We start from the raw sequence: 19570 nt of genomic DNA, 5'->3' as shown, positions 1-19570 counted from the left end.
CCAGCTCCGCAGAGACGGGGTGACGCGGCAGCGGAAACAGAGGAGAACAACATGGATCAAGTGGTACAGCAGTATCTGGACCAATACGGTGTGTCCGCCGCCACGCGGGCATTTCTGGCCAGGCCGCAGAAGATGTTCATTGGCGGGCAGTGGCTGGATGCCAGCGATGGCGCCAGTTTCAAGGTGACCGAACCTTCCACCGAGGGCCAGATTACCACCGTGCCGGCCGCCACCGTGGCCGACCTCGACCGCGCCGTGGCCGCCGCCCGCGCGCAGTTCGATGGTGGCGAGTGGCGCCAGCTCAAGCCGCTGGCACGCGAGCGCCAGCTGCAGCGGCTGGCCGACCTGATGGAAGAGCACGCTACCGAGCTGGCCGAGCTGGAAGCCATCGACATGGGCAAGTCGGTTGCCTTTGCCCGTGATATCGATGTGCAGGGCTCGGTGGACACCATCCGCTACTTTGCCGGCTGGGCCAGCAAGCTGCATGGCCGCACCGTGGAGCCGTCGTCGCTGCCCGGCAACTATCTGGCCTACACCCGCAAGGAGCCGCTGGGCGTGGTGGCCGCCATCGTGCCGTGGAACTTCCCGCTGCAGACCATGGTGTGGAAACTGGCGGCCGCGCTGGCGGTGGGCTGCACCATGGTGATCAAGCCGGCAGAGCTTACCTCGCTGTCCACGCTGCGCTTTGCCGAGCTGGTGCAAGAGGCCGGCATTCCGGATGGCGTGGTGAACATCGTTACCGGTCGCGGCAGCGTGATTGGCGCGGCCATGGCCAGCCACCCGGGCATCGACAAGCTCACCTTCACCGGCTCCACTCCGGTTGGCCGCAAGGTGGGTGCTGTCGCGGTGGAGCAGCTCAAGCATGTCACGCTGGAGCTGGGCGGCAAGTCGCCGGTGATCGTGCTGGCCGATGCCGACCTGAAGGCTGCGGCCAACGCGGTGGTGAATGGCGTGTTCTTCAATTCCGGGCAGGTGTGCGATGCAGGCACCCGTGTCTATGTGGCACGTAGCGTGTACCAGCCGTTTCTGGATGAGCTGGTGGCGCTGACTCGCGCACTGAAGATTGCCCCCGGTCTGGACCCGGATTGCTACATCGGCCCGCTGGTGTCCGCGCAGCAGAAGGACAACGTGCTGTCCTACATTGCCAGCGGCATCGAAGAGGGCGCCGAGCTGGTATGTGGTGGCCAGGCGCTGCCCGGCCCCGGCTTCTTTGTGCAGCCGACCATCTTTGCCCACTGCCGCCAGGAGATGCGCATCGTACGCGAGGAGATCTTCGGCCCGGTGCTGGTCACCCTGCCGTTCGACGACGTGGATGAAGCGGTGGCAATGGCGAACGATACTGAATACGGGCTCGCAGCCGCCATCTACTCCAATGACCTGAGCCTGGTGCACAGCCTGATTCCGCGTATCGAGGCCGGCATGGTGTATGTCAACGCGCACGGCACCATCGACCCGGCGCTACCGTTTGGCGGTTTCAAGGGTTCCGGCTTCGGCAAGGATCTTGGCGCCGAGCAGCTGGAGCATCTGATGGCCACCAAGGCGGTGTGGATCACGCTGCCCTGAACCAGAACTATTCGCCAGGCAGCCCGCCGAGCAGGCTGCCTGGCCACCCGTTACCCGGTTTTCAGTGTGACTGGCATGCGCCAGAAAAATACAGAGGAGACACTGATGAACACCATGCAAGACAAGGAACGCGAAGCGGATCTGGAGCAGCGCATCCGCTGCTACGAGGAACTGGAGAGCCGGGCGCAGTGGCCCGGTGCCATGGGCATGGCGGACTACCTGGCAGCGCTGCTGCTGACGGTAGGGCTGGTTGTCGCCTGTTATGTGTGGGGAGTGTGAGCCATGCGCAATCAACGTGAAGTGGAATTCCGCCTGGCGGCGGAACGTGGCGATACGCCGCTGCTGCCCAGCGAGCGTATCTGGGGCTTCTGGGAATTCACCTACGCCAACTCGGCGCTGGCAATTGCCACCTGGGCATTCCTGATCGGCGGCGCCACCGCGCTGTTCGTCGGGCCGAAGGAGGGCATTGCCGCCATCATCATCGGCAATATCCTCGGCGTGATGCTGGTGGCGCTGCCGACCTGTCTGCCAAGCGGGCGCTATGGTCTGGAGCAGTTCACTTTCCTGCGCAGCGTATTCGGTGCCAATGGCAGCCGGCTGGTGTACGTGCTGGCAGTGGTATTTCTTACCATGGGCTGGCTGGCAGTGCTGGGCATGATGTTCGGGCGCTCGGTGGATGGGCTGATCGCACTGGTGGATTCCCACCAGGCGGCGCCAACCGGCCCGCTGGCGCTGGTATTGGCGTTTTTGTCGATTGCGCTGACCGGCTGGGTGGTGGCCAAGGGGCCGACCTCGATCAAGTTCTTCAACATGATCGTGGCACCGGCGCTGGTGGCCCTGATGCTGGGCATGCTGTGGATGATCTTCAGTAAGCATGGCTTTGCCGAGCTGATGGCAATGCCGGCGCTGGAGCCGCCCACCGAAAACCGGCATCTGAATTTCATGATTGCCGTGGAAGTGAACATGGCAGCCGGTTTTTCCTGGTGGCCGTACTTGGGCAACCTGGCGCGCCTGAGCAAGAACGAGCGCACTTCCTTCTGGCCAAATGTGGTGGGCATCTTCGGGGCGGCCTCGCTGGGCGAGATCGTCGGCCTGCTGGGGGCCGCCTCGATGGGTAACAGCGACCCCACCATCTGGATGACGACTGTTGGCGGGGTGGTGGTTGGCGTGATTGCCCTGGGCTTCATTGCCTTTGCCAACGTCACCAGCATGATCAACATTCTGTACACCTCCATTGTTGGTCTGCGCCAGATTGCCTGGGACAGCCTGCGGGCCATGAAGTGGGAGCTGCTGGTGGTGCTGTTCTGCGTGATACCGGCGGCAATTGTGATGTTTGCACCGGGTATCTACGACGGTTTCTTCATCTTCCTGGTGTGGACCTCGGCACTGAACAGCGCGCTGTCCGGCATCGGTATTGCCGACTACTTCCTGCTGCGGCGTCAGCGGGTAAGCCTGCGCAGCGTGTTCGCTGTTGAAGACAGCTCGCCGTTCCGCTTCTGGCATGGTTTCAACCCGGTGGCGCTGCTGGCGCTGCTGGCGGGCTTCCTGGTCTACGTTGTCATCTTCAATCCGCAGACGCTGGCCAGCTCGCCGCTGTTTGCCGTGCTGTCCGCCTCGCTGCCCTCCTGTGTGCTGGCCGGGGTGGTGCACTATCTACTGACCCATCTGCTGGTCATGCCGCAAGGGTATGGCGATTACCAGCCGGCGGTTCCCGCCAGTCTCAAGGTTGGCCGCAGCAGTACCGCTAACCGCTAGTCAGGAAAACACATCATGGAACAAATTTTCGACTACATCATCGTGGGGGCCGGCTCCGCCGGCTGTGTGCTGGCCAACCGCCTGAGCGAAGACCCGAACGTTAGCGTGCTGGTGCTGGAGTACGGCGGCAGCGACAAGAGCGTGATCATCCAGATGCCCAGCGCGTTCTCGATTCCGATGAACACCAAGCGCTACAACTGGCATTTCGAAACCGAGCCGGAGCCGCATCTGGACGGTCGACGCCTGCACTGCCCGCGCGGCAAGGTGCTGGGGGGCTCGTCGTCGATCAATGGCCTGGTGTACATCCGCGGCAACGCGCTGGATTTTGACGAGTGGGAATCGCTGGGGGCGAAAAACTGGGGCTACCGCCACTGCCTGCCGTATTTCAAGCGTGCCGAGAGCTACAAGTTCGGCGGCGACGATTACCGTGGAGGCGATGGCCCGCTGGCCACCAACAACGGCAACAACATGGCCAACCCGCTGTATGGCGCTTGGGTGGAGGCAGGTGCCGAAGCGGGCTACATCAAGACCGACGACTGTAACGGCTACATGCAGGAAGGTTTTGGCGCCATGCACATGACGGTGAAGAACGGTGTGCGCTGGTCTACCGCCAATGCCTACCTGCGCCCGGCCATGCAGCGCCGGAACCTGACCGTGGTGACGCATGCCATGACGCGCCGCATCCTGCTGGAGGGCCAGCGCGCAGTGGGGGTCGAGTACGAACAGGGCGGCAAGGTGCTCAGCGTGCGCTGCCGGCGCGAAGTGCTGGTGTCGTCCGGCCCGATCGGCTCGCCGCATTTGCTGCAGCGCTCCGGCATCGGCCCGGCGGCGGTGTTGCGCAAGGCCGGTATCGAGGTGAAGCACGATCTGCCGGGGGTGGGCGAAAACCTGCAGGATCACAGCGAGATCTACATCCAGTACGCCTGCAAGGAGCCGATTACCCTCAACGGCAAGATGAGCCTGTGGGGCAAGGCGCTGATCGGCTTGCGCTGGCTGCTGTTCAAGGATGGCCTGGGGGCCAGCAACCACTTCGAGGCTGGTGGTTTCATCCGCTCCGACAAGGGCCTGCGCTGGCCGGACATCCAGTTCCACTTCCTGCCCGCAGCGATGCGCTACGACGGCGACAAGCCGTTCAAGGGGCATGGCTTCATGGTGCTGACCGGCCCCAACAAGCCCAAGAGCCGTGGCTATGTGCGCGCCCGCAGTGCCGACCCGTACCAGCACCCGGAGATCCGCTTCAACTATCTGGAAAGCGAGGAGGACCGCGAAGGCTTCCGCCGCTGCGTGCGCCTCACCCGCGAGATCCTGGCGCAGCCGGCCATGGATCGCTACCGCGGCGAGGAGCTGGCACCGGGGCCGCAGGTGCAGACCGACGCCGAAATCGATGCGTTCGTGCGTGCCAGCATGGAAAGCACCATGCATCCGTGCGGCTCCTGCCGCATGGGCGAGGACAACATGGCGGTGGTGGATTCCGAGCTGCGTGTGCGCGGCATTGCCGGCCTGCGGGTGATCGATTCCTCGGTGTTTCCCACCGAGCCGAACGGCAACTTGAACGCGCCCACCATCATGCTGGCGGAACGTGCGGCCGACCTGGTGCGCGGCCTGGCTCCGCTGGAGGTTGCCGATGTGCCGGTGGGCATGGTGTCGGATTGGGAAGATAAGCAACGTAGCGGCAAGCCCAAGCGCCAGTACATCGTCTGAAATTGTTTTCCCCCGTGACTGGCCAGCCTTAGCACGGTGTGCGCACCGGTCGCTAGGTTGGCTGCTTTTTTTGTTATGGCAATAGCGATGGTCTCGGGTTGGTTTTAACGGCGCCGTATTTCAGCCATAGCAAACCAGTTTCGCGTATACATTTTGAGGGCGTACCGCTTGATCTTGCCCTGATCAGTCATGTCTTGCCGCCAGCTTGTCGCGCTGGCGTCGTATGCCGTGAAAGATGGCATCGGCCACATCGGTCGGGAAATCTGTCGGTAGGCCCGTCTGTGCCTCCTGCAGGATCTTGTCCGTGGTGTCGGCCAATTCATCCAGCAGGTCACGAGCCCAGGCTTCGGTGAGGCCGCTACTGCGCGCTTGCGCCAGCCAGTGGCGCGGCTGGATGCGATCGATCAGGTAGTGATTGTTTTGCCCGCGCACAGCCATTGCGAGCTTGGCTTTTTGCGGCGCTACCTTGCCGGCACCGTGGCCGATGACGGGATGGGCAGACAGGATGTCGTACAGCGGGGTGGCACGGTAGCGGCCACCTGGCAGATGGAACAGGCTGAAGTTCTTGGCGTGGCCGTCGGTGGCGGCCAACAACCAGAATACCACTTGCGTCTTGAAAAACTGGCGGCGGTCGGCCTCGCTGTTCTCTGACCCAGCCAGGATGTCGAGGATGCGTGCGATGCCGGGGCCGCCATCGCTCTGGTATTTGAGATGGGGCGGCGTGGCGGTGGCTTGGCACAGGTCTTCTTGCGGCAGGCGTATCCACCAGCTGCCGTCGGCGGACAGGCGGCGGTCAAAGCGTTCGACGATCAGTACTTTCTGTTCTTCAAAGCGGGCGATGTCGCAGCGGGCCACCGGCAGGCCGAACGCGGCTACCAGTCGCGCGCATAGCCATTCGTTCTCGACCGAGCTGCGCATGTCTGCCTGCATACCCCCTACCAGCCCCAATGGCAGTTTGAAAATATGAGTGGTGGGCGTGCTGCCCAGTGGGCGTTGCCAGCGACCATCATGGTAGAGCAGGGCGGTTTTTTCTTGCGCCCCGGCGATGGACAGGCGCAAGTCGGTGTCGGGGTCCATCTGGCCGGGCAAGCCAGGGCGTACGGTTTGGCGCAGTAGCTTGGCGATGGCGGTTTCGTCCAGTGTCTCGCCGGTGATGCTCTGCAGGTGTTGCGGTGTTTCGCCCTCTGGCAGCAGTTGCAGCGCGCCCACACAGTCACGCCCCAGTGCCGCCAGGAGGGTGAACGGCGCGCTGTCACTCAGTCGGTGGTGCTGTGCCAGACGACGACGGATGGCTTCGCTATCGGGTAGCAGGTTGTCGAAGTAGGCACTGACCACCGCGCCACGGTACGCGGCATTGCCGGGCAAAAATGGCAGCGACAGCGACAGTGGCCGCGCCTGCGGGTGACTGGGCCAGCTGTCGTGGTAGCTGAAGGTTTCGCCGCTGCGGGTGAGTGCCCACTCGCCGACAAACAGGCCGTTCATCCACACATTCAGCTGTTGCCGGTGACTTTTGCGGCCCATCTCACCAAGCCTCGCCGCTGACTGCCGGCGGTTTGTCATCGCGGGTGTGGATCACCAGTTCGGCATCCAGTGCCCGTAGCAGCTTGCTTAGCCGCTCTACGCTGACAGCGCCGGGTTTTGCTTCCAGACGTGCATAACTCTGCTGACTGATGCCAAGCCGCTCGGCCAGCTGTGTCTGAGTCAGCCCGGCACGCTGGCGCAAGCTGCGCAACATGGCTGGTAATTGTTCCGGTGTGATGATGGGGTAGTGCATGGTACCAGGCTCCGCATTCGACTCGTCTTACATGCTAAGAGTTGTAAACAACAAATACAACACATAAGTTGTATTTGTTGTTTACAACACATAAGGTGTGGCGATTGTGGGTGGCTTGGGACGGGTTAAGGTCAAATCCCCTTGGGAGTACCTGCAAAAACACAAAAAATCTTGTGACAGTTTTGGGCGGGGGCTTCCTCGATGCCGTCACCGGCGTCTACGATCAATTGTCATCTAAGTTACTGTATTTAAAAGGATGTCTGCTATAGTTGAATTTGGTGGCATGTAACGTACAGCAGATTATTTGGGCTCATAACCCGAAGGTCGTAGGTTCAAATCCTGCTCCCGCAACCATATATAAGCCCCTGATTCAATTGAAAAATTGAGTCAGGGGTTTTGTGCTTTTCAGGTGCTTCGATGTGTCACAAATCGGCTTTGTGACACTTCTGTGCCAAATTTCCCCCGGTACTTGTGACAGAAACGATGAGATTTTGCCCTTTGGGCAGATGGTCGTGTACAGGGGGCTGCTTTGCCAATGGCCAACTGGACCGCCGTCTGTCAGATGCCGTTATAGGCCGATAAATCCGTTTGTTTCCATGCCGTTTTTGCGTCTGTGACAGTGCTTACTGTCACAGTGAATCGCACCTGGTTTGCCAATGGCGTCATGGTCTGTCCCCCCGTTATTGCTAGCCTGTAAGGCTATACTTGCCAGCTGTCGTCGGCCAGCAATGCCTCGCGCACGATGGGGCTGAGGTTGGCCGCATCCTGCTGCAGGATCTGCTGTAGCGCGCGGCGCATGCGTGGCTCCCAGAAACGCTTGATGTGCAGTGTAATGCCGGTCAGCGCTTCCTGGTGATCCGGCATCGCTTCGAAGAAGCTGCCGATCTGGTTGGCCATGTGGGTCAGGTGTTGGTTGTCCATGAGCGTTCTCGGGGTCAATCGCAAGAGGAATCGGGGGCGGCGGCGCGGATGCGCTCGGCGTGGCTATAGGCCACCCAGCGTTCGGGGCGGGCAAAGCCGATCAGGCACAGCCCGGCCGCCTGTGCCAGCTCGGTGGCCAGCCGGGTGGGGGCGGAGATCGCCACCAGACAGCCAAAGCCGGCGGTGACGGTTTTCTGCACCATTTCCATGCTGGCGCGGCTGGTCACCACCACAAAGCCGTCCAGCGCAGCGGGGCGCGATTTCAGCACCGCGCCGATCAGCTTGTCCAGCGCATTGTGGCGGCCAACGTCTTCGCGCACTACGCGGATGCTGCCATCGTCGCCGCACCAGGCGGCGGCGTGGGTGGCACCGGTCAGCTGTTGCAGCGTCTGGTGCTGGCGCAGCTCGGTCAGCGCGCGGCGGATGGCTGCCTCGTGCACCACGCCGGGGTGGGGTAGCGGCGTCAGCGGCCGCACGGCGTGCGCCAGGCTTTCGGTGCCGCACAGGCCGCAGCCGGTGCGGCCGGTCAGGTTGCGGCGCATTTCCTTCAGGCGGGCAAAGCGGGCGCTGGCGATCTCCAGCTTGACGGTGATGCCGTCGCAGCCGCTTTCCTGCTGGATGTCGAACACCTCGTGCACGCTGTCGACGATGCCTTCGCTCAGCGCAAAGCCGAGCGCGAAGTCTTCCAGGTCCAGCGGCGTCGCCAGCATCACTGCGTGCGAGATGCCGTTGAACTCCAGCGCCACCGGCAGTTCTTCTGCCAGCGTGTCCTGCTGTGTGCTCACCGCGCCAGCCTGCCAGGTTTGTACCCGGCAGTGACTGGCGCCGGCGGGGGCGGGTGCTTGTTCCGGTGCCATCATGTCGTGCCTTCTGTGCTGCCGGCCTGATCCAGCAGCTCAAGCTGGGTGCGGTTGAAGCGCTGGTAGTCCTGCTGCCATTCCGACGGCTGCGTCACCGGCAGCACCTGCACCGCAGTCACCTTGTATTCCGGGCAGTTGGTGGCCCAGTCCGAGTTGTCGGTGGTGATCACGTTGGCGCCGGATTCCGGGAAGTGGAAGGTGGTGTACACCACGCCCGGCTGCATGCGCTCGCTGATCTTGGCATGCAGTACCGTGTCGCCGGCACGGCTGCTGACCCCGACCCAGTCGCCATCCTTGATGCCGCGTTCCTCGGCGTCGTGCGGGTGGATTTCCAGCACGTCTTCCGCATGCCAAGCCACGTTGTCGGTACGACGCGTCTGCGCGCCGACGTTGTACTGCGACAGGATGCGGCCGGTGGTGAGGATCAGCGGGAAGCGGCGGGTGATCTTTTCGTCGGTGGCCACGTACTGGGTGACGAAGAACTTGCCCTTGCCGCGCACGAAGCCGTCGATGTGCATGGTCGGCGTGCCATCCGGCGCGTCGTCGTTGCACGGCCACTGCACGCTGCCGAGCTTGTCGATCTTCTCGTAGCTGACGCCGGCAAAGCTGGGCGTCAGGCTGGCAATCTCGGCCATGATCTGCGACGGGTGGCTGTAGTCCATCTTCAGCCCCAGCGCGTTGGCCAGCAGCTGGGTGACTTCCCAGTCGGCGTACTTGGCCAGCGGTTTCATCACCTGGCGCACGCGCGAGATGCGGCGCTCGGCGTTGGTGAAGGTGCCGTCCTTTTCCAGGAACGACGAGCCCGGCAGGAACACGTGCGCGTACTTGGCGGTTTCGTTGAGGAAGATGTCCTGCACCACGATACATTCCATTGCCGACAGCGCAGCAGTGACGTGCTGGGTGTTGGGGTCGGACTGCACGATGTCCTCGCCTTCGCAGTACAGGCCCATGAAGCTGCCGGATAACGCGGCGTCAAACATGTTCGGGATGCGCAGGCCCGGTTCCGGGTCCAGCGTCACACCCCACGCCTGTTCGAACAGCTGGCGGGTGGTGGTGTCGGAAATATGGCGGTAGCCCGGCAGCTCGTGCGGGAACGAGCCCATGTCGCAGCTGCCCTGCACGTTGTTCTGCCCGCGCAGCGGGTTGACGCCGACACCTTCGCGGCCAACGTTGCCGGTGGCCATCGCCAGGTTGGCGATGCCGATCACCATGGTGGAGCCCTGGCTGTGCTCGGTAACGCCCAGGCCGTAGTAGATGGCCGCGTTGCCACCGGTGGCGTACAGGCGGGCGGCGCCGCGCACCAGCTCGGCCGGTACGCCGGTGATGTCGGCGGTGGCTTCCGGCGAGTTTTCCGGCTTGCTGACGAAGTCTTTCCAGTCGTGGAACGATTTTTCCTCGCAGCGCTCGGCGATGAATTCATCGGCCAGTAGGCCTTCGGTCACGATCACGTGCGCCAGCGCGGTGATCATCGCCACGTTGGTACCCGGTTTCAGCGGCAGGTGGAAGTCGGCCTGGATATGCGGGCTGTTGATCAGGTCGATCTTGCGCGGGTCGATCACGATCAGCTTGGCGCCTTCGCGCAGGCGTTTCTTCATGCGCGAGCCGAACACCGGGTGCGCATCGGTGGGGTTGGCGCCGATCACCAGGATCACGTCCGACTGTTCCACCGACTTGAAGGTCTGGGTGCCGGCCGAGGTGCCCAGCGTCTGGCCCAGGCCGTAACCGGTGGGCGAGTGGCAGACGCGGGCGCAGGTGTCGACGTTGTTGTTGCCGAAGCCGGCACGGATCAGCTTCTGCACCAGATAGGTTTCTTCGTTGGTGCAGCGGCTGGAGGTGATGCCGCCGATGGAATCCTTGCCGTACTTGGCCTGCAGGCGTTTGAACTCGCTGGCGGCGTAGTTGATCGCCTCGTCCCAGCTCACTTCGCGCCACGGGTCGGTGATCTTGCTGCGGATCATCGGCTTGGTGATGCGGTCCGGGTGGGTGGCATAGCCCCAGGCGAAGCGGCCCTTGACGCAGGCGTGGCCTTCATTGGCCTTGCCGTCTTTCCACGGCGTCATGCGTACTACCTGGTTGCCCTTCATCTCGGCCTTGAAGCCGCAGCCGACGCCGCAGTAGGCGCAGGTGGTGATCTTGCTGTGTTCCGGCTGGCCGAACTGGATCACCGATTTTTCCTGCAGCGTGGCGGTGGGGCAGGCATCGACGCAGGCGCCGCAGGATACGCACTCGGATTCCATGAACGGCTGATCCTGGCCCGGCGACACGCGCGATTCGAACCCGCGGCCGGAGATGGTCAGCGCGAAGGTGCCCTGGGTTTCCTCGCAGGCACGCACGCAGCGGTTGCAGACGATGCACTTGGCCGGGTCGTAGCTGAAGTACGGGTTGGATTCGTCCTTCTTGCTGTCCAGGTGGTTTTCACCGGCCAAGCCGTAGCGCACCTCGCGCAGGCCGGTGACGCCGGCCATATCCTGCAGTTCGCAGTCACCGTTGGCCGCACAGGTCAGGCAGTCCAGCGGGTGGTCGGAGATGTACAGCTCCATCACCCCCTTGCGCAGGCTTTGCAGCTTGTCGCTCTGGGTGCGCACCACCATGCCGGCTTCGGCCGGGGTGGTACAGGAGGCGGGAAAGCCGCGGCGGCCGTCGATCTCTACCAGGCACAGGCGGCAGGAGCCGAACGGCTCCAGGCTGTCGGTGGCACACAGCTTGGGCACCATGGTGCCGGCTTCGGCGGCGGCGCGCATCAGCGAGGTGCCTTCCGGCACGGTGACTTGCTGGCCGTCGATTTCCAGCGTGACCATGCGCTCGGAAACGCGGGCCGGGGTGCCGAAGTCGGTGTCGTGAATCTGGGTATTCATTGTCTGTTCCTTACTCTGCCGCGTCATGGGCGCCGAAGTCTTCGGGGAAGTGGTTCAGCGCCGACAGCACCGGGTACGGCGTCATGCCACCCATCGCGCACAGCGAGCCGTGCAGCATGGTGTCGCACAGGTCGCGCAGTAGTTCGATCTGCTGCGGACGGTTTTCGTGCCGCTGGATGCGCTGGATCACTTCCACCCCGCGGGTGGAGCCGATGCGGCACGGCGTGCACTTGCCGCAGGATTCGATGGCACAGAATTCCATCGCGTAGCGTGCCTGCTCGGCCATATCCACGCTGTCGTCAAAGGCCACCACGCCGCCGTGGCCCACCACCGCGCCCAGCGCGGCATAGGCTTCGTAATCCAGCGGGGTGTCGAACTGTGCCGGCGGCAGGTAGGCGCCTAGCGGGCCGCCCACCTGTACCGCGCGGATCGGCCGGCCGCTGGCGCTGCCGCCGCCAAAGTCGTGCAGCAATTCGCGCAGCGTCAGGCCGAAGGCTTTTTCCACCAACCCGCCGTGCTGCAGGTTGCCCGCCAGCTGGAACGGCAGCGTGCCGCGCGAACGGCCCATGCCGTAGCCGGCGTAGAAAGCCGCGCCGCGCGCCAGGATTACCGGCACCGTGGCCAGGGTGATGACGTTGTTGATCACGGTAGGTTGGCCGAACAGGCCGGCCAGCGCCGGCAGCGGCGGCTTGGCGCGCACCACGCCGCGCTTGCCCTCGATGCTTTCCAGCATCGCGGTTTCTTCGCCGCAGACATAGGCGCCGGCGGCCTTGCGCACTTGCAGGCGGAAGGCGCGGCCGGAGCCGAGGATGTCGTCGCCGAGGAAGCCGGCGGCAGTGGCGCGGGCAATCGCCTCGTTCATCACCGCCACGGCATGCGGGTATTCGGAGCGAATGTAGATGTAGCCCTCGCTGGCACCCACCGCCAGGCCGGCAATGGTCATGCCCTCGATCAGCATGTACGGGTCGTCTTCCAGCACCATGCGGTCGGAGAAGGTGCCGGAGTCGCCCTCGTCGGCATTGCACACCACGTATTTCTGCGCCGCCTGCGCCTGCGCCACGGTGCGCCACTTGATGCCGGCGGGGAAGGCGGCGCCGCCACGGCCGCGCAGGCCGGAATCCAGCACTGTCTGCACGATGTCGCTGCTGCTCAGCGCCAGCGCCTTGCGCAGCCCGGCAAAGCCTTCGTGCGCCTGGTAGTCGGCCAGCGACAGCGGGTCGGTAATGCCGACACGGGCAAAGGTCAGGCGCTCCTGGTTTTTCAGATACGGGATGTCGTCGGTCAGACCGTGGCACAGCGGGTGCTCGCCGCCGGCCAGCAGCGTGTCGAACAGTGCCGGCACGTCATCGGCTTCTACCGGGCCGTAGGCGACGCGTCCTTGCGCGGTCTGCACTTCCACCAGCGGTTCCAGCCAGAACAGCCCGCGCGAGCCGTTGCGTACCAGCTCGATATTGATGCCGCGTCGTGCCGCTTCTGCGGCCAACGTTGCGGCGGTGTCGTCGGCGCCCAGCGCCAGCGCCGCGGAGTCACGCGGCACGTACAGTTTGATTGCGCTCATCACGCCTCCTTCAGACCGGCCAGTACACGATCCAGCTTGCCGGCGTCGACGCGGGAAATCATCTTGTCATCGAGCTGGATGTTGGGACCGGTGGCGCACAGCCCCAGGCAATACACCGGCTCCAGGCCGATGTCGCCGCTGCGGCCATGCAGGCTACAGCCCAGCGCCTGTTCGGCGTGCGCGGTCAGCTCGCGGCTGCCGCGCGCCTGACAGGCCTCGGCCTGGCAGATCTGCAGCGTATGCGCCGCCGGCGGGCTGGTGCGAAAGTGGTGGTAGAAGGTGATGACGCCATGCACTTCGGCACGGCTCTGGTTCTGCGCCCGGGCGATGTCGGCCACCGCCCAGTCCGGGATGTAGCCCAGTGTGTCCTGCACCGCGTGCAGGATCGGCAACAAGGCGCCGGCTTGCTGCTGGTGTGCCTGGAGGATGGCCTGGACTTGCGTGCGCGCCAGGTCTTGTTGCGTGGTCATGGTGGCTCCTCTGTTGAGCGTCTGCCGTGCGGGCATGTCATTGTGGATTGACATGATTGTCGCGCCGAAGTCACAGGGCGATGTGTCTTTATCCGACGCCAAATGGTCGAGAACACGCGACAGCCATATGTACTGCTATCCATGCAGGTCGGATGTCCTTTGTGATGGATGCCTGCACCGGTCTTGGCCTGCTACTGTTGTTGATCAGTACTCAGCACGTCCCTGACTATTCTCATGGCATCTATTGCCGCCGGTACACCGCAATAGATGGCGATCTGCAGGATCACTTCGACGATCTCCTCTTTGCTGCAGCCATTATTGAGCGCCCCACGCACATGAAGCTTGAGTTCGTGAGGTCGGTTCAGGGCGGCAATCATGCCCAGATTGATCAGGCTGCGTGTCTTCCGTTCCAAGCCTTCCCGCGCCCAGACCGTTCCCCAGCAGTACTCGGTAACCAGTTGTTGTAGCGGCATCGACAGTTCATCCGCATTTGCCAGTGCCTGGTTTACATAGTCTTCACCCAATACAGCCTTGCGGATAGTCAGGCCGCGATCAAAGGTTTCCTTGCTCATGGTGTGCTCCATTGTTAGTTGAGCCCTATATGTCGGAAAGGGCTGATATTTCACTTTAGTGGGTTGTTTGCAGTCAGGTTGAGCTGCTGTCTCCTTTTTGATTGTCTTATGGTATACCAGAAGACAATTTCCTTGCGATCTCATTTTTCTTGGTATACCGTAATACCAACAGACGAAGATTAACGGCGCCGGGCGCCAGGCAGAAGGAGCAGTGACATGGATGTCGGTATTCGCAAAGTGGTGACTTATGTAGAAGAGACGCTGATCGAGGGCGGCAAGGCTGCCCCGGTACCGTTGAAGATGTTTGCGGCGGCGGTGGTGCTGAAGAACCCGTGGTATGGCCGTGGCTTTGTTGAAGACCTGAAGCCGGAAATCCACAAGGTTGCCCCCGTGCTGGGTGAGTTGCTGACGGCCGAGATCCTGCGCATGACCGGTTCGGGTGAGGTGATCGAAGGCTATGGCAAGGCAGCAGTAGTGGGTACCGGCGGTGAGGTTGAACACGCCTCGGCCCTGATTCATACCCTGCGTTTTGGCAACTTCTATCGCAAGGCGGTCGGCGCCAAGAGTTACCTGAGCTTTACCAATGTGCGCGGCGGTCCCAATTGCTCAATCTCGATCCCGATGATGCACAAGGACGACGAGGGTATGCGTTCCCACTACCTCACCATCCAGTTTGCAATTAACGACGCGCCAGCCCCGGACGAGATTGTCGTCGCCCTGGGGGCGTCTATCGGGGGGCGGCCGCATCATCGCATCGGCAACCGCTATGAAGACCTCAAGGAGCTTGGCAGCAATGAAGCCTGAGCAAGCAAGTCCACTGCCACTGGTTTCCGGCACTGCAAACGGCACCGCTTTCAGCGTGTATGGCGGGGGTGAGCCGCTGGTGCTGATTCACGGTGTCGGGATGGGCAAGGAGATCTGGGCGCCACAAATTGCCGAGTTCTCCCGCGACTACAAAGTAATCGTCTACGACATGCTGGGGCATGGCGGCAGTGCGCTGCCGGCCGCAGATGTCACGCTGAAGGACTACGCGGCACAACTGGTCGATTTGCTCGATCACCTGAAGGTCGATGCGGCCAACGTGGTTGGACATTCGATGGGCGCGCTGGTGGCGCTGGAGTTTGCGTTGCACTACCCGCAGCGCACCCGGCGGCTGGTGGCGCTGAATGCCGTGTTCATGCGCACCCCGGCGCAGCGGGCGGCGGTACAGGAGCGTGCCGTCACACTGGATCACACAGGCGTGGCCGCGACCGTCGATTCCACGCTGCTGCGCTGGTTCGGTGAACCGATACCGGCGGCGCTGACCGAGTCTGCCGCGTTGGTAAAACATTTTCTGACCAGCGTGCACCCGCAGGGCTATGCCCGTACCTATCGCCTGTTTGCCAATTCGGATGCGATCCATGCGGCAGGTCTGCCGGGGTTGGCACTGCCGGCATTGTTCATGACCGGCGAATTTGACCCCAACTCCAGCCCCGACATGTCGCGGGCCATGGCCGAGCTGGCGCCACAGGGCCGGCTGGAGATCGTGGAAGGGGAGCGGCACATGATGAGCGTGACCGCTCCGGCGGAGATCAACCGGCGCTTGCGAGCTTTCCTCGCTGCCACGCAAGCATCCGCCCCCCAAGAACAGCATCAGGAGTGAACTGCCATGACCCAAGCTATTGATGTAATGGAATTCCGCAAGGCGCTGGGCGCCTTTGTCACCGGTGTTACCGTGGTGTCCACCCGCCAGTCGGACGGTACGCCGCGCGGCTTCACCGCCAACTCGTTCACTTCGGTCTCGCTCGATCCGGCGCTGCTGCTGATCTGCATCGGCAAGACCGCCGCCAGTTACCCGGTGTTTTCCGATACCCAGCAATTCTCCATCAGCATCCTGGCCGAGGATCAGAAGCAGGTCTCCAGCATCTTTGCCTCCAAGGCCGCCGACAAGTTCGAGCAGGTAGCCTGGCATCAGGGCGTGACCGGCAGCCCGATCATCGATGGTGCCGCCGCCTGGTTCGATTGCGTTACCCACCAGCTGGTGGATGCCGGTGATCACATCATCCTGATCGGCCGGGTGGTCGACTTTTCCAACACGGCCGCCAGCCCGCTGGGTTATGGCCGTGGCGCCTATCTCACCTTCAGCCTGTCGCAGGACGCGTTGGCCGCTACCGGGCAGCGTGCCAAGGTCGGTGCCATTCTGGAAAGCAACGGCGGCGTGCTGCTGCTGGAAACCGACAAGGGCTACCAGCTGCCGACCGGTACCCGGCTGGAACCGGCCTCCGATAGCAAGAGCCTGCGCGGCGTGCTGGAGCAGCTCGGCGTGGATGCCCAGCTGGACTTCCTGTTCGCGGTCTTCGACGAGCCGGCCGCAGAAGGCGGTGCCGTCAACATCTACTACCGCGGTCGGGTGCAGGGCGATTTGCCGGCCGACAGCAAGCTGCGCGTGGTCGCCATGGACGAGATTCCGTGGGACCAGCTGACGGACGAGGCGGTGCGTTCGATGCTGCAGCGCTTCGTGCGCGAGCGTACCGAGGATGCCTTCGGTATCTACATCGGCGACAGCCATGCCGGTTCGGTGCAGCCGCTGGCCAAGTCCTGAGGCCGGGCCGCCGCAATTCAATAACTAAAGAAAACCACCCCCGTACAGAGAGCAATTAGGAGAGTGACATCATGAAGTTTTCGCTGTTTTTGCACATGGAGCGCTACGACGCTACCAAGCCGCATAAAGAACTGTTCGACGAGATGACCGAGCTGGTGAAACTGGCGGAAGAGGGTGGTTTCGAAACGGCCTGGATCGGTGAGCACCATGGCATGGAATTCACCATCGCCCCCAACCCCTTCGTCAATCTGGCCTATCTGGCGGCCAAGACCAGCAAGATCCGTCTCGGCACCGGCACCGTGGTGGCGCCGTTCTGGCACCCGATCAAGCTGGCCGGCGAAATCGGCATGACTGATCTGGCCAGCAATGGCCGCCTGGATGTGGGTATTGCGCGTGGCGCCTATTCCTTTGAGTACGAGCGCATGTTCCCGGGCCTGGATGCCTGGGGTGCAGGTGGTCGTCTGCGCGAGATGATTCCGTGTCTGCAAAAACTGTTTGCCGGTGACTATGCGCACGAGGGCGAATACTGGCAGTTCCCCAAAACCACACCGGTACCGCGCCCGCTGCAACAGCCGCATCCGCCGCTGTGGGTGGCTGCGCGCGATCCCAATTCGCACGATTTCGCCGTGTCGCAAGGTTGCAATGTGCAGGTGACCTCGCTTGCAGTCGGTGATGGTGAAGTCACCAGCCTGATGGAGCGCTTCAATGCTGCTTGCGCCAACCATCCGGAGATTCCGCGTCCGCAGATCATGATGCTGATGCACACCTTCGTCGGCGAGAACGGCCAGGAAGTGGATGCCGCGGTAGACGATATGCGCCGCTTCTACTGCTACTTCAGCAAGTGGTTCAAGAACGAGAAGCCGATCAACCAGGGCTTTATCGAGTCGCTCAACGACGACGACCTCGCCATGTTCCCGAACTACGCGCCGGAGCTGATCAAGCAGAACCTGGTCATCGGCACGCCGGAAGAGGTGATTGCCCGTCTGAAAGGTTATGAAGCACTGGGCTATGACCAGTACAGCTTCTGGATCGACAGCCACATGGACTTCGAGCGCAAGAAAAAGTCCCTGGAGCTGTTCATTAACAAGGTCATGCCGGCCTTTGCCTGATCTTCCCAAGGAGTCTCCAGCATGTTGAGAAGGTTTCAGCAGTATATCGATGGCGCGTTCGAGGATGGCAGCGCCAGCTTCGACAGCATCAACCCCGCCAATGGCGAGCCGTGGGCCAGTATGCCGGCGGCCGGCGCCGAGGATGTGGAGCGTGCGGTGCAGGCCGCGCACCGTGCCTTTCTCGACCCGGCCTGGGCCGGGCTGACGGCAAGCCAGCGTGGCAAGTTGCTGTACAAGCTGGCGGATCTGGTGGCGGCGAATGCCGACCAGCTGGCCGAGCTGGAAACCGCGGATACCGGCAAGATCATCCGCGAGACCCGCAGCCAGATCGGTTACGTCGCCGAGTACTACCGCTACTACGCCGGCCTGGCCGACAAGCTGCAGGGCGCCTGCCTGCCGGTGGACAAGCCGGACATGGAGGTCTTCCTGCGCCGCGAGCCGATCGGCGTGGTGGCTGCCATCGTGCCGTGGAACTCGCAGCTGTTCCTGTCTGCGGTAAAGCTGGGGCCAGCGTTGGCCGCAGGCTGCACCGTGGTGCTGAAAGCATCGGAGGAGGGCCCGGCACCGTTGCTGGCGTTTGCCCGCCTGGTGCACGAGGCCGGTTTCCCGCCGGGGGTGGTGAACATCATCACCGGCTTTGGCAACGACTGCGGCCGGGTGCTGACCAGTCACCCGCTGGTGTCGCGCATCGCCTTTACCGGTGGCCCGGAAACTGCGCGCCATATCGTGCGCAACTCGGCTGACAACCTGGCGTACACCACGCTGGAGCTGGGCGGCAAGTCGCCGGTGCTGGTGTTCGACGATGTGGATGTCGACAGCGTCAGCAATGCCATCGTCGCCGGCATCTTTGCCGCCAGCGGCCAGAGCTGCGTCGCCGGCTCGCGCCTCTTGGTGCAGCGCGGGGTGCGTGACCAGCTGCTGGCCAAACTGGTGGCCAAGGCCGAGGCGATTCGCATCGGCGATCCGCAGGACAGCGCCACCGAGATGGGGCCGCTGGCAACGCAGAAGCAGCGTGCGCACATCCAGCACGTGGTGGCCGCCAGCGTGGACGCCGGTGCCGAGCTGCTGACCGGTGGTGCCGTACCGCCGGATTTTGAGGCTGGCTACTACTACCGTCCCACCATTCTGGCCTGCCCGAACAGCAGCATTGCCAGCGTCACCACCGAGCTGTTCGGCCCGGTGCTGAGCGTGGTGACTTTCGATACCGAGGCCGAGGCCGTGGCACTGGCCAACGACAGCGTCTACGGTCTGGCATCCGGCGTGTTCACCCGTGACCTGGCCCGTGGTCACCGCCTGACGCGGGCGCTGCGCGCCGGCATCGTGTGGGTGAACACCTATCGTGTGGTGTCGCCGATCGTGCCGTTCGGCGGCTACGGCCAGAGCGGGCTGGGGCGCGAAGGCGGCCTGGAAGCGATGCTGGACTACACCCGTACCAAGTCGGTGTGGATCCGCACCTCGGACGAGCCGATTGCCGACCCGTTCGTGATGCGCTGAGGAGGCAGACATGTACTACGAAATCCGTACCTACCGCATCAAGACGGGCGCGATGCCGGCCTACCTCAAACTGGTGTCGGAAGAAGGCATTGCACTGCAAAAACAGTATCTGGGCACGCTGGTCGGCTACTTCTATTCCGAGATCGGTCCGCTGAACCAGATCGTGCACATCTGGGCGTATGCCAGCCTGGATGAGCGGGAGGAGCGGCGTGCCGCTTTGGCGCGTGATCCCGCCTGGCAGGCGTTTGCGCCCAAGATCCAGGCACTGCTTGAGGAGATGGAAAGCAAGATCATGAAACCCGCGGAGTTTTCCCCGCTGAACTGATTCCGGTTGGTACACACAGCACGACAGAAACA

18 protein-coding genes are annotated in these 19570 nt (G+C 63.0%); 10 read left to right on the top strand and 8 right to left on the bottom strand.

Features of this window, described 5'->3' with window-relative positions:
* Positions 1-51 precede the first annotated feature (51 nt).
* The 4 genes from PQU96_RS05940 (at position 52) to betA (ending at position 5019) form a co-directional block, all read left to right on the top strand.
* On the top strand, positions 52-1563 hold the full coding sequence (locus PQU96_RS05940; protein ID WP_272771324.1) for an aldehyde dehydrogenase family protein: 1512 nt from the start codon (positions 52-54) through the stop codon (positions 1561-1563).
* A gap of 105 nt (positions 1564-1668) precedes the next feature.
* Positions 1669-1842 (top strand): hypothetical protein, encoded by a 174-nt coding sequence (locus PQU96_RS05935; RefSeq protein ID WP_272771323.1) that lies wholly within the window; start codon positions 1669-1671, stop codon positions 1840-1842.
* 3 nt (positions 1843-1845) lie between these two features.
* Positions 1846-3318: a cytosine permease gene (locus PQU96_RS05930; RefSeq protein ID WP_272771322.1), complete on the top strand. Its 1473-nt coding sequence runs from the start codon at positions 1846-1848 to the stop codon at positions 3316-3318.
* A 15-nt stretch (positions 3319-3333) separates the two neighbouring features.
* Positions 3334-5019, top strand: a complete 1686-nt coding sequence (gene betA, locus PQU96_RS05925; protein ID WP_272771321.1) for a choline dehydrogenase — start codon at positions 3334-3336, stop codon at positions 5017-5019.
* 183 nt (positions 5020-5202) lie between these two features.
* Here betA and PQU96_RS05920 read toward each other — a convergent pair whose 3' ends face one another.
* The 8 genes from PQU96_RS05920 to PQU96_RS05885 form a co-directional block, all read right to left on the bottom strand.
* Positions 5203-6540 carry a type II toxin-antitoxin system HipA family toxin gene (locus tag PQU96_RS05920; RefSeq protein WP_272771320.1) on the bottom strand — a complete coding sequence of 446 codons (1338 nt, stop codon included), beginning with the start codon at positions 6538-6540 and terminating at the stop codon, positions 5203-5205.
* A 1-nt stretch (position 6541) separates the two neighbouring features.
* Positions 6542-6793, bottom strand: a complete 252-nt coding sequence (locus PQU96_RS05915; protein WP_272771319.1) for a helix-turn-helix domain-containing protein — start codon at positions 6791-6793, stop codon at positions 6542-6544.
* A 699-nt stretch (positions 6794-7492) separates the two neighbouring features.
* Positions 7493-7714 carry a formate dehydrogenase subunit delta gene (locus tag PQU96_RS05910; RefSeq protein ID WP_272771318.1) on the bottom strand — a complete coding sequence of 74 codons (222 nt, stop codon included), beginning with the start codon at positions 7712-7714 and terminating at the stop codon, positions 7493-7495.
* 14 nt (positions 7715-7728) lie between these two features.
* Positions 7729-8574, bottom strand: a complete 846-nt coding sequence (gene fdhD / locus PQU96_RS05905; protein ID WP_272771317.1) for a formate dehydrogenase accessory sulfurtransferase FdhD — start codon at positions 8572-8574, stop codon at positions 7729-7731.
* Positions 8571-11429 carry a formate dehydrogenase subunit alpha gene (gene fdhF, locus PQU96_RS05900; RefSeq protein ID WP_272771316.1) on the bottom strand — a complete coding sequence of 953 codons (2859 nt, stop codon included), beginning with the start codon at positions 11427-11429 and terminating at the stop codon, positions 8571-8573. Before fdhF ends, fdhD begins: the two co-directional genes overlap by 4 nt.
* A gap of 10 nt (positions 11430-11439) precedes the next feature.
* The gene (locus PQU96_RS05895) at positions 11440-12987 is read right to left on the bottom strand and encodes a formate dehydrogenase beta subunit (protein ID WP_272771315.1); all 1548 of its coding nucleotides are present in this window, start codon (positions 12985-12987) and stop codon (positions 11440-11442) included.
* Complete coding sequence (locus PQU96_RS05890) at positions 12987-13457, bottom strand: formate dehydrogenase subunit gamma (protein WP_272771314.1); 471 nt, start codon at positions 13455-13457, stop codon at positions 12987-12989. Before PQU96_RS05890 ends, PQU96_RS05895 begins: the two co-directional genes overlap by 1 nt.
* Before the next feature lie 191 nt (positions 13458-13648).
* Positions 13649-14029: a carboxymuconolactone decarboxylase family protein gene (locus PQU96_RS05885; RefSeq protein ID WP_272771313.1), complete on the bottom strand. Its 381-nt coding sequence runs from the start codon at positions 14027-14029 to the stop codon at positions 13649-13651.
* Between the two features lie 216 nt (positions 14030-14245).
* Between PQU96_RS05885 and PQU96_RS05880 the strand changes: the two genes are divergently transcribed.
* The 6 genes from PQU96_RS05880 (at position 14246) to PQU96_RS05855 (ending at position 19538) form a co-directional block, all read left to right on the top strand.
* Positions 14246-14833, top strand: coding sequence for an amino acid synthesis family protein (locus tag PQU96_RS05880; protein ID WP_272771312.1), 588 nt, complete (start codon positions 14246-14248; stop codon positions 14831-14833).
* Complete coding sequence (locus PQU96_RS05875) at positions 14823-15671, top strand: alpha/beta fold hydrolase (RefSeq protein WP_272771311.1); 849 nt, start codon at positions 14823-14825, stop codon at positions 15669-15671. The genes PQU96_RS05880 and PQU96_RS05875 overlap by 11 nt, the downstream gene beginning before the upstream one ends.
* 6 nt (positions 15672-15677) lie before the next feature.
* Positions 15678-16610: a flavin reductase gene (locus tag PQU96_RS05870; protein WP_272771310.1), complete on the top strand. Its 933-nt coding sequence runs from the start codon at positions 15678-15680 to the stop codon at positions 16608-16610.
* A gap of 71 nt (positions 16611-16681) precedes the next feature.
* Positions 16682-17719: an LLM class flavin-dependent oxidoreductase gene (locus PQU96_RS05865; RefSeq protein ID WP_272771309.1), complete on the top strand. Its 1038-nt coding sequence runs from the start codon at positions 16682-16684 to the stop codon at positions 17717-17719.
* 21 nt (positions 17720-17740) lie between these two features.
* Positions 17741-19213 (top strand): aldehyde dehydrogenase, encoded by a 1473-nt coding sequence (locus PQU96_RS05860; protein WP_272771308.1) that lies wholly within the window; start codon positions 17741-17743, stop codon positions 19211-19213.
* A 10-nt stretch (positions 19214-19223) separates the two neighbouring features.
* Entirely contained in the window at positions 19224-19538 is a 315-nt protein-coding gene (locus tag PQU96_RS05855; protein WP_272771307.1) for an NIPSNAP family protein, read from the top strand.
* The last annotated feature ends 32 nt before the right edge of the window (positions 19539-19570 follow it).

Source organism: Vogesella margarita (genome assembly GCF_028548475.1).
GTDB classification, from domain to species: Bacteria; Pseudomonadota; Gammaproteobacteria; order Burkholderiales; family Chromobacteriaceae; genus Vogesella; species Vogesella margarita.
The sequence above is the reverse complement of the archived record's forward strand: the minus strand, read 5'-3'. Positions and strand labels throughout refer to the sequence as shown.

Bases quoted from the DNA above. Each gene is read 5' to 3' on its own strand.
- fdhD (WP_272771317.1), bottom strand. From the start codon at position 8,574: ATGATGGCACCGGAACAAGCACCCGCCCCCGCCGGCGCCAGTCACTGC.
- PQU96_RS05910 (WP_272771318.1), bottom strand. From the start codon at position 7,714: ATGGACAACCAACACCTGACCCACATGGCCAACCAGATCGGCAGCTTC.
- PQU96_RS05875 (WP_272771311.1), top strand. From the start codon at position 14,823: ATGAAGCCTGAGCAAGCAAGTCCACTGCCACTGGTTTCCGGCACTGCA.
- PQU96_RS05880 (WP_272771312.1), top strand. From the start codon at position 14,246: ATGGATGTCGGTATTCGCAAAGTGGTGACTTATGTAGAAGAGACGCTG.
- betA (WP_272771321.1), top strand. From the start codon at position 3,334: ATGGAACAAATTTTCGACTACATCATCGTGGGGGCCGGCTCCGCCGGC.
- PQU96_RS05885 (WP_272771313.1), bottom strand. From the start codon at position 14,029: ATGAGCAAGGAAACCTTTGATCGCGGCCTGACTATCCGCAAGGCTGTA.
- PQU96_RS05855 (WP_272771307.1), top strand. From the start codon at position 19,224: ATGTACTACGAAATCCGTACCTACCGCATCAAGACGGGCGCGATGCCG.
- fdhF (WP_272771316.1), bottom strand. From the start codon at position 11,429: ATGAATACCCAGATTCACGACACCGACTTCGGCACCCCGGCCCGCGTT.
- PQU96_RS05865 (WP_272771309.1), top strand. From the start codon at position 16,682: ATGAAGTTTTCGCTGTTTTTGCACATGGAGCGCTACGACGCTACCAAG.
- PQU96_RS05860 (WP_272771308.1), top strand. From the start codon at position 17,741: ATGTTGAGAAGGTTTCAGCAGTATATCGATGGCGCGTTCGAGGATGGC.
- PQU96_RS05930 (WP_272771322.1), top strand. From the start codon at position 1,846: ATGCGCAATCAACGTGAAGTGGAATTCCGCCTGGCGGCGGAACGTGGC.
- PQU96_RS05935 (WP_272771323.1), top strand. From the start codon at position 1,669: ATGAACACCATGCAAGACAAGGAACGCGAAGCGGATCTGGAGCAGCGC.
- PQU96_RS05890 (WP_272771314.1), bottom strand. From the start codon at position 13,457: ATGACCACGCAACAAGACCTGGCGCGCACGCAAGTCCAGGCCATCCTC.
- PQU96_RS05915 (WP_272771319.1), bottom strand. From the start codon at position 6,793: ATGCACTACCCCATCATCACACCGGAACAATTACCAGCCATGTTGCGC.
- PQU96_RS05940 (WP_272771324.1), top strand. From the start codon at position 52: ATGGATCAAGTGGTACAGCAGTATCTGGACCAATACGGTGTGTCCGCC.
- PQU96_RS05895 (WP_272771315.1), bottom strand. From the start codon at position 12,987: ATGAGCGCAATCAAACTGTACGTGCCGCGTGACTCCGCGGCGCTGGCG.
- PQU96_RS05870 (WP_272771310.1), top strand. From the start codon at position 15,678: ATGACCCAAGCTATTGATGTAATGGAATTCCGCAAGGCGCTGGGCGCC.
- PQU96_RS05920 (WP_272771320.1), bottom strand. From the start codon at position 6,540: ATGGGCCGCAAAAGTCACCGGCAACAGCTGAATGTGTGGATGAACGGC.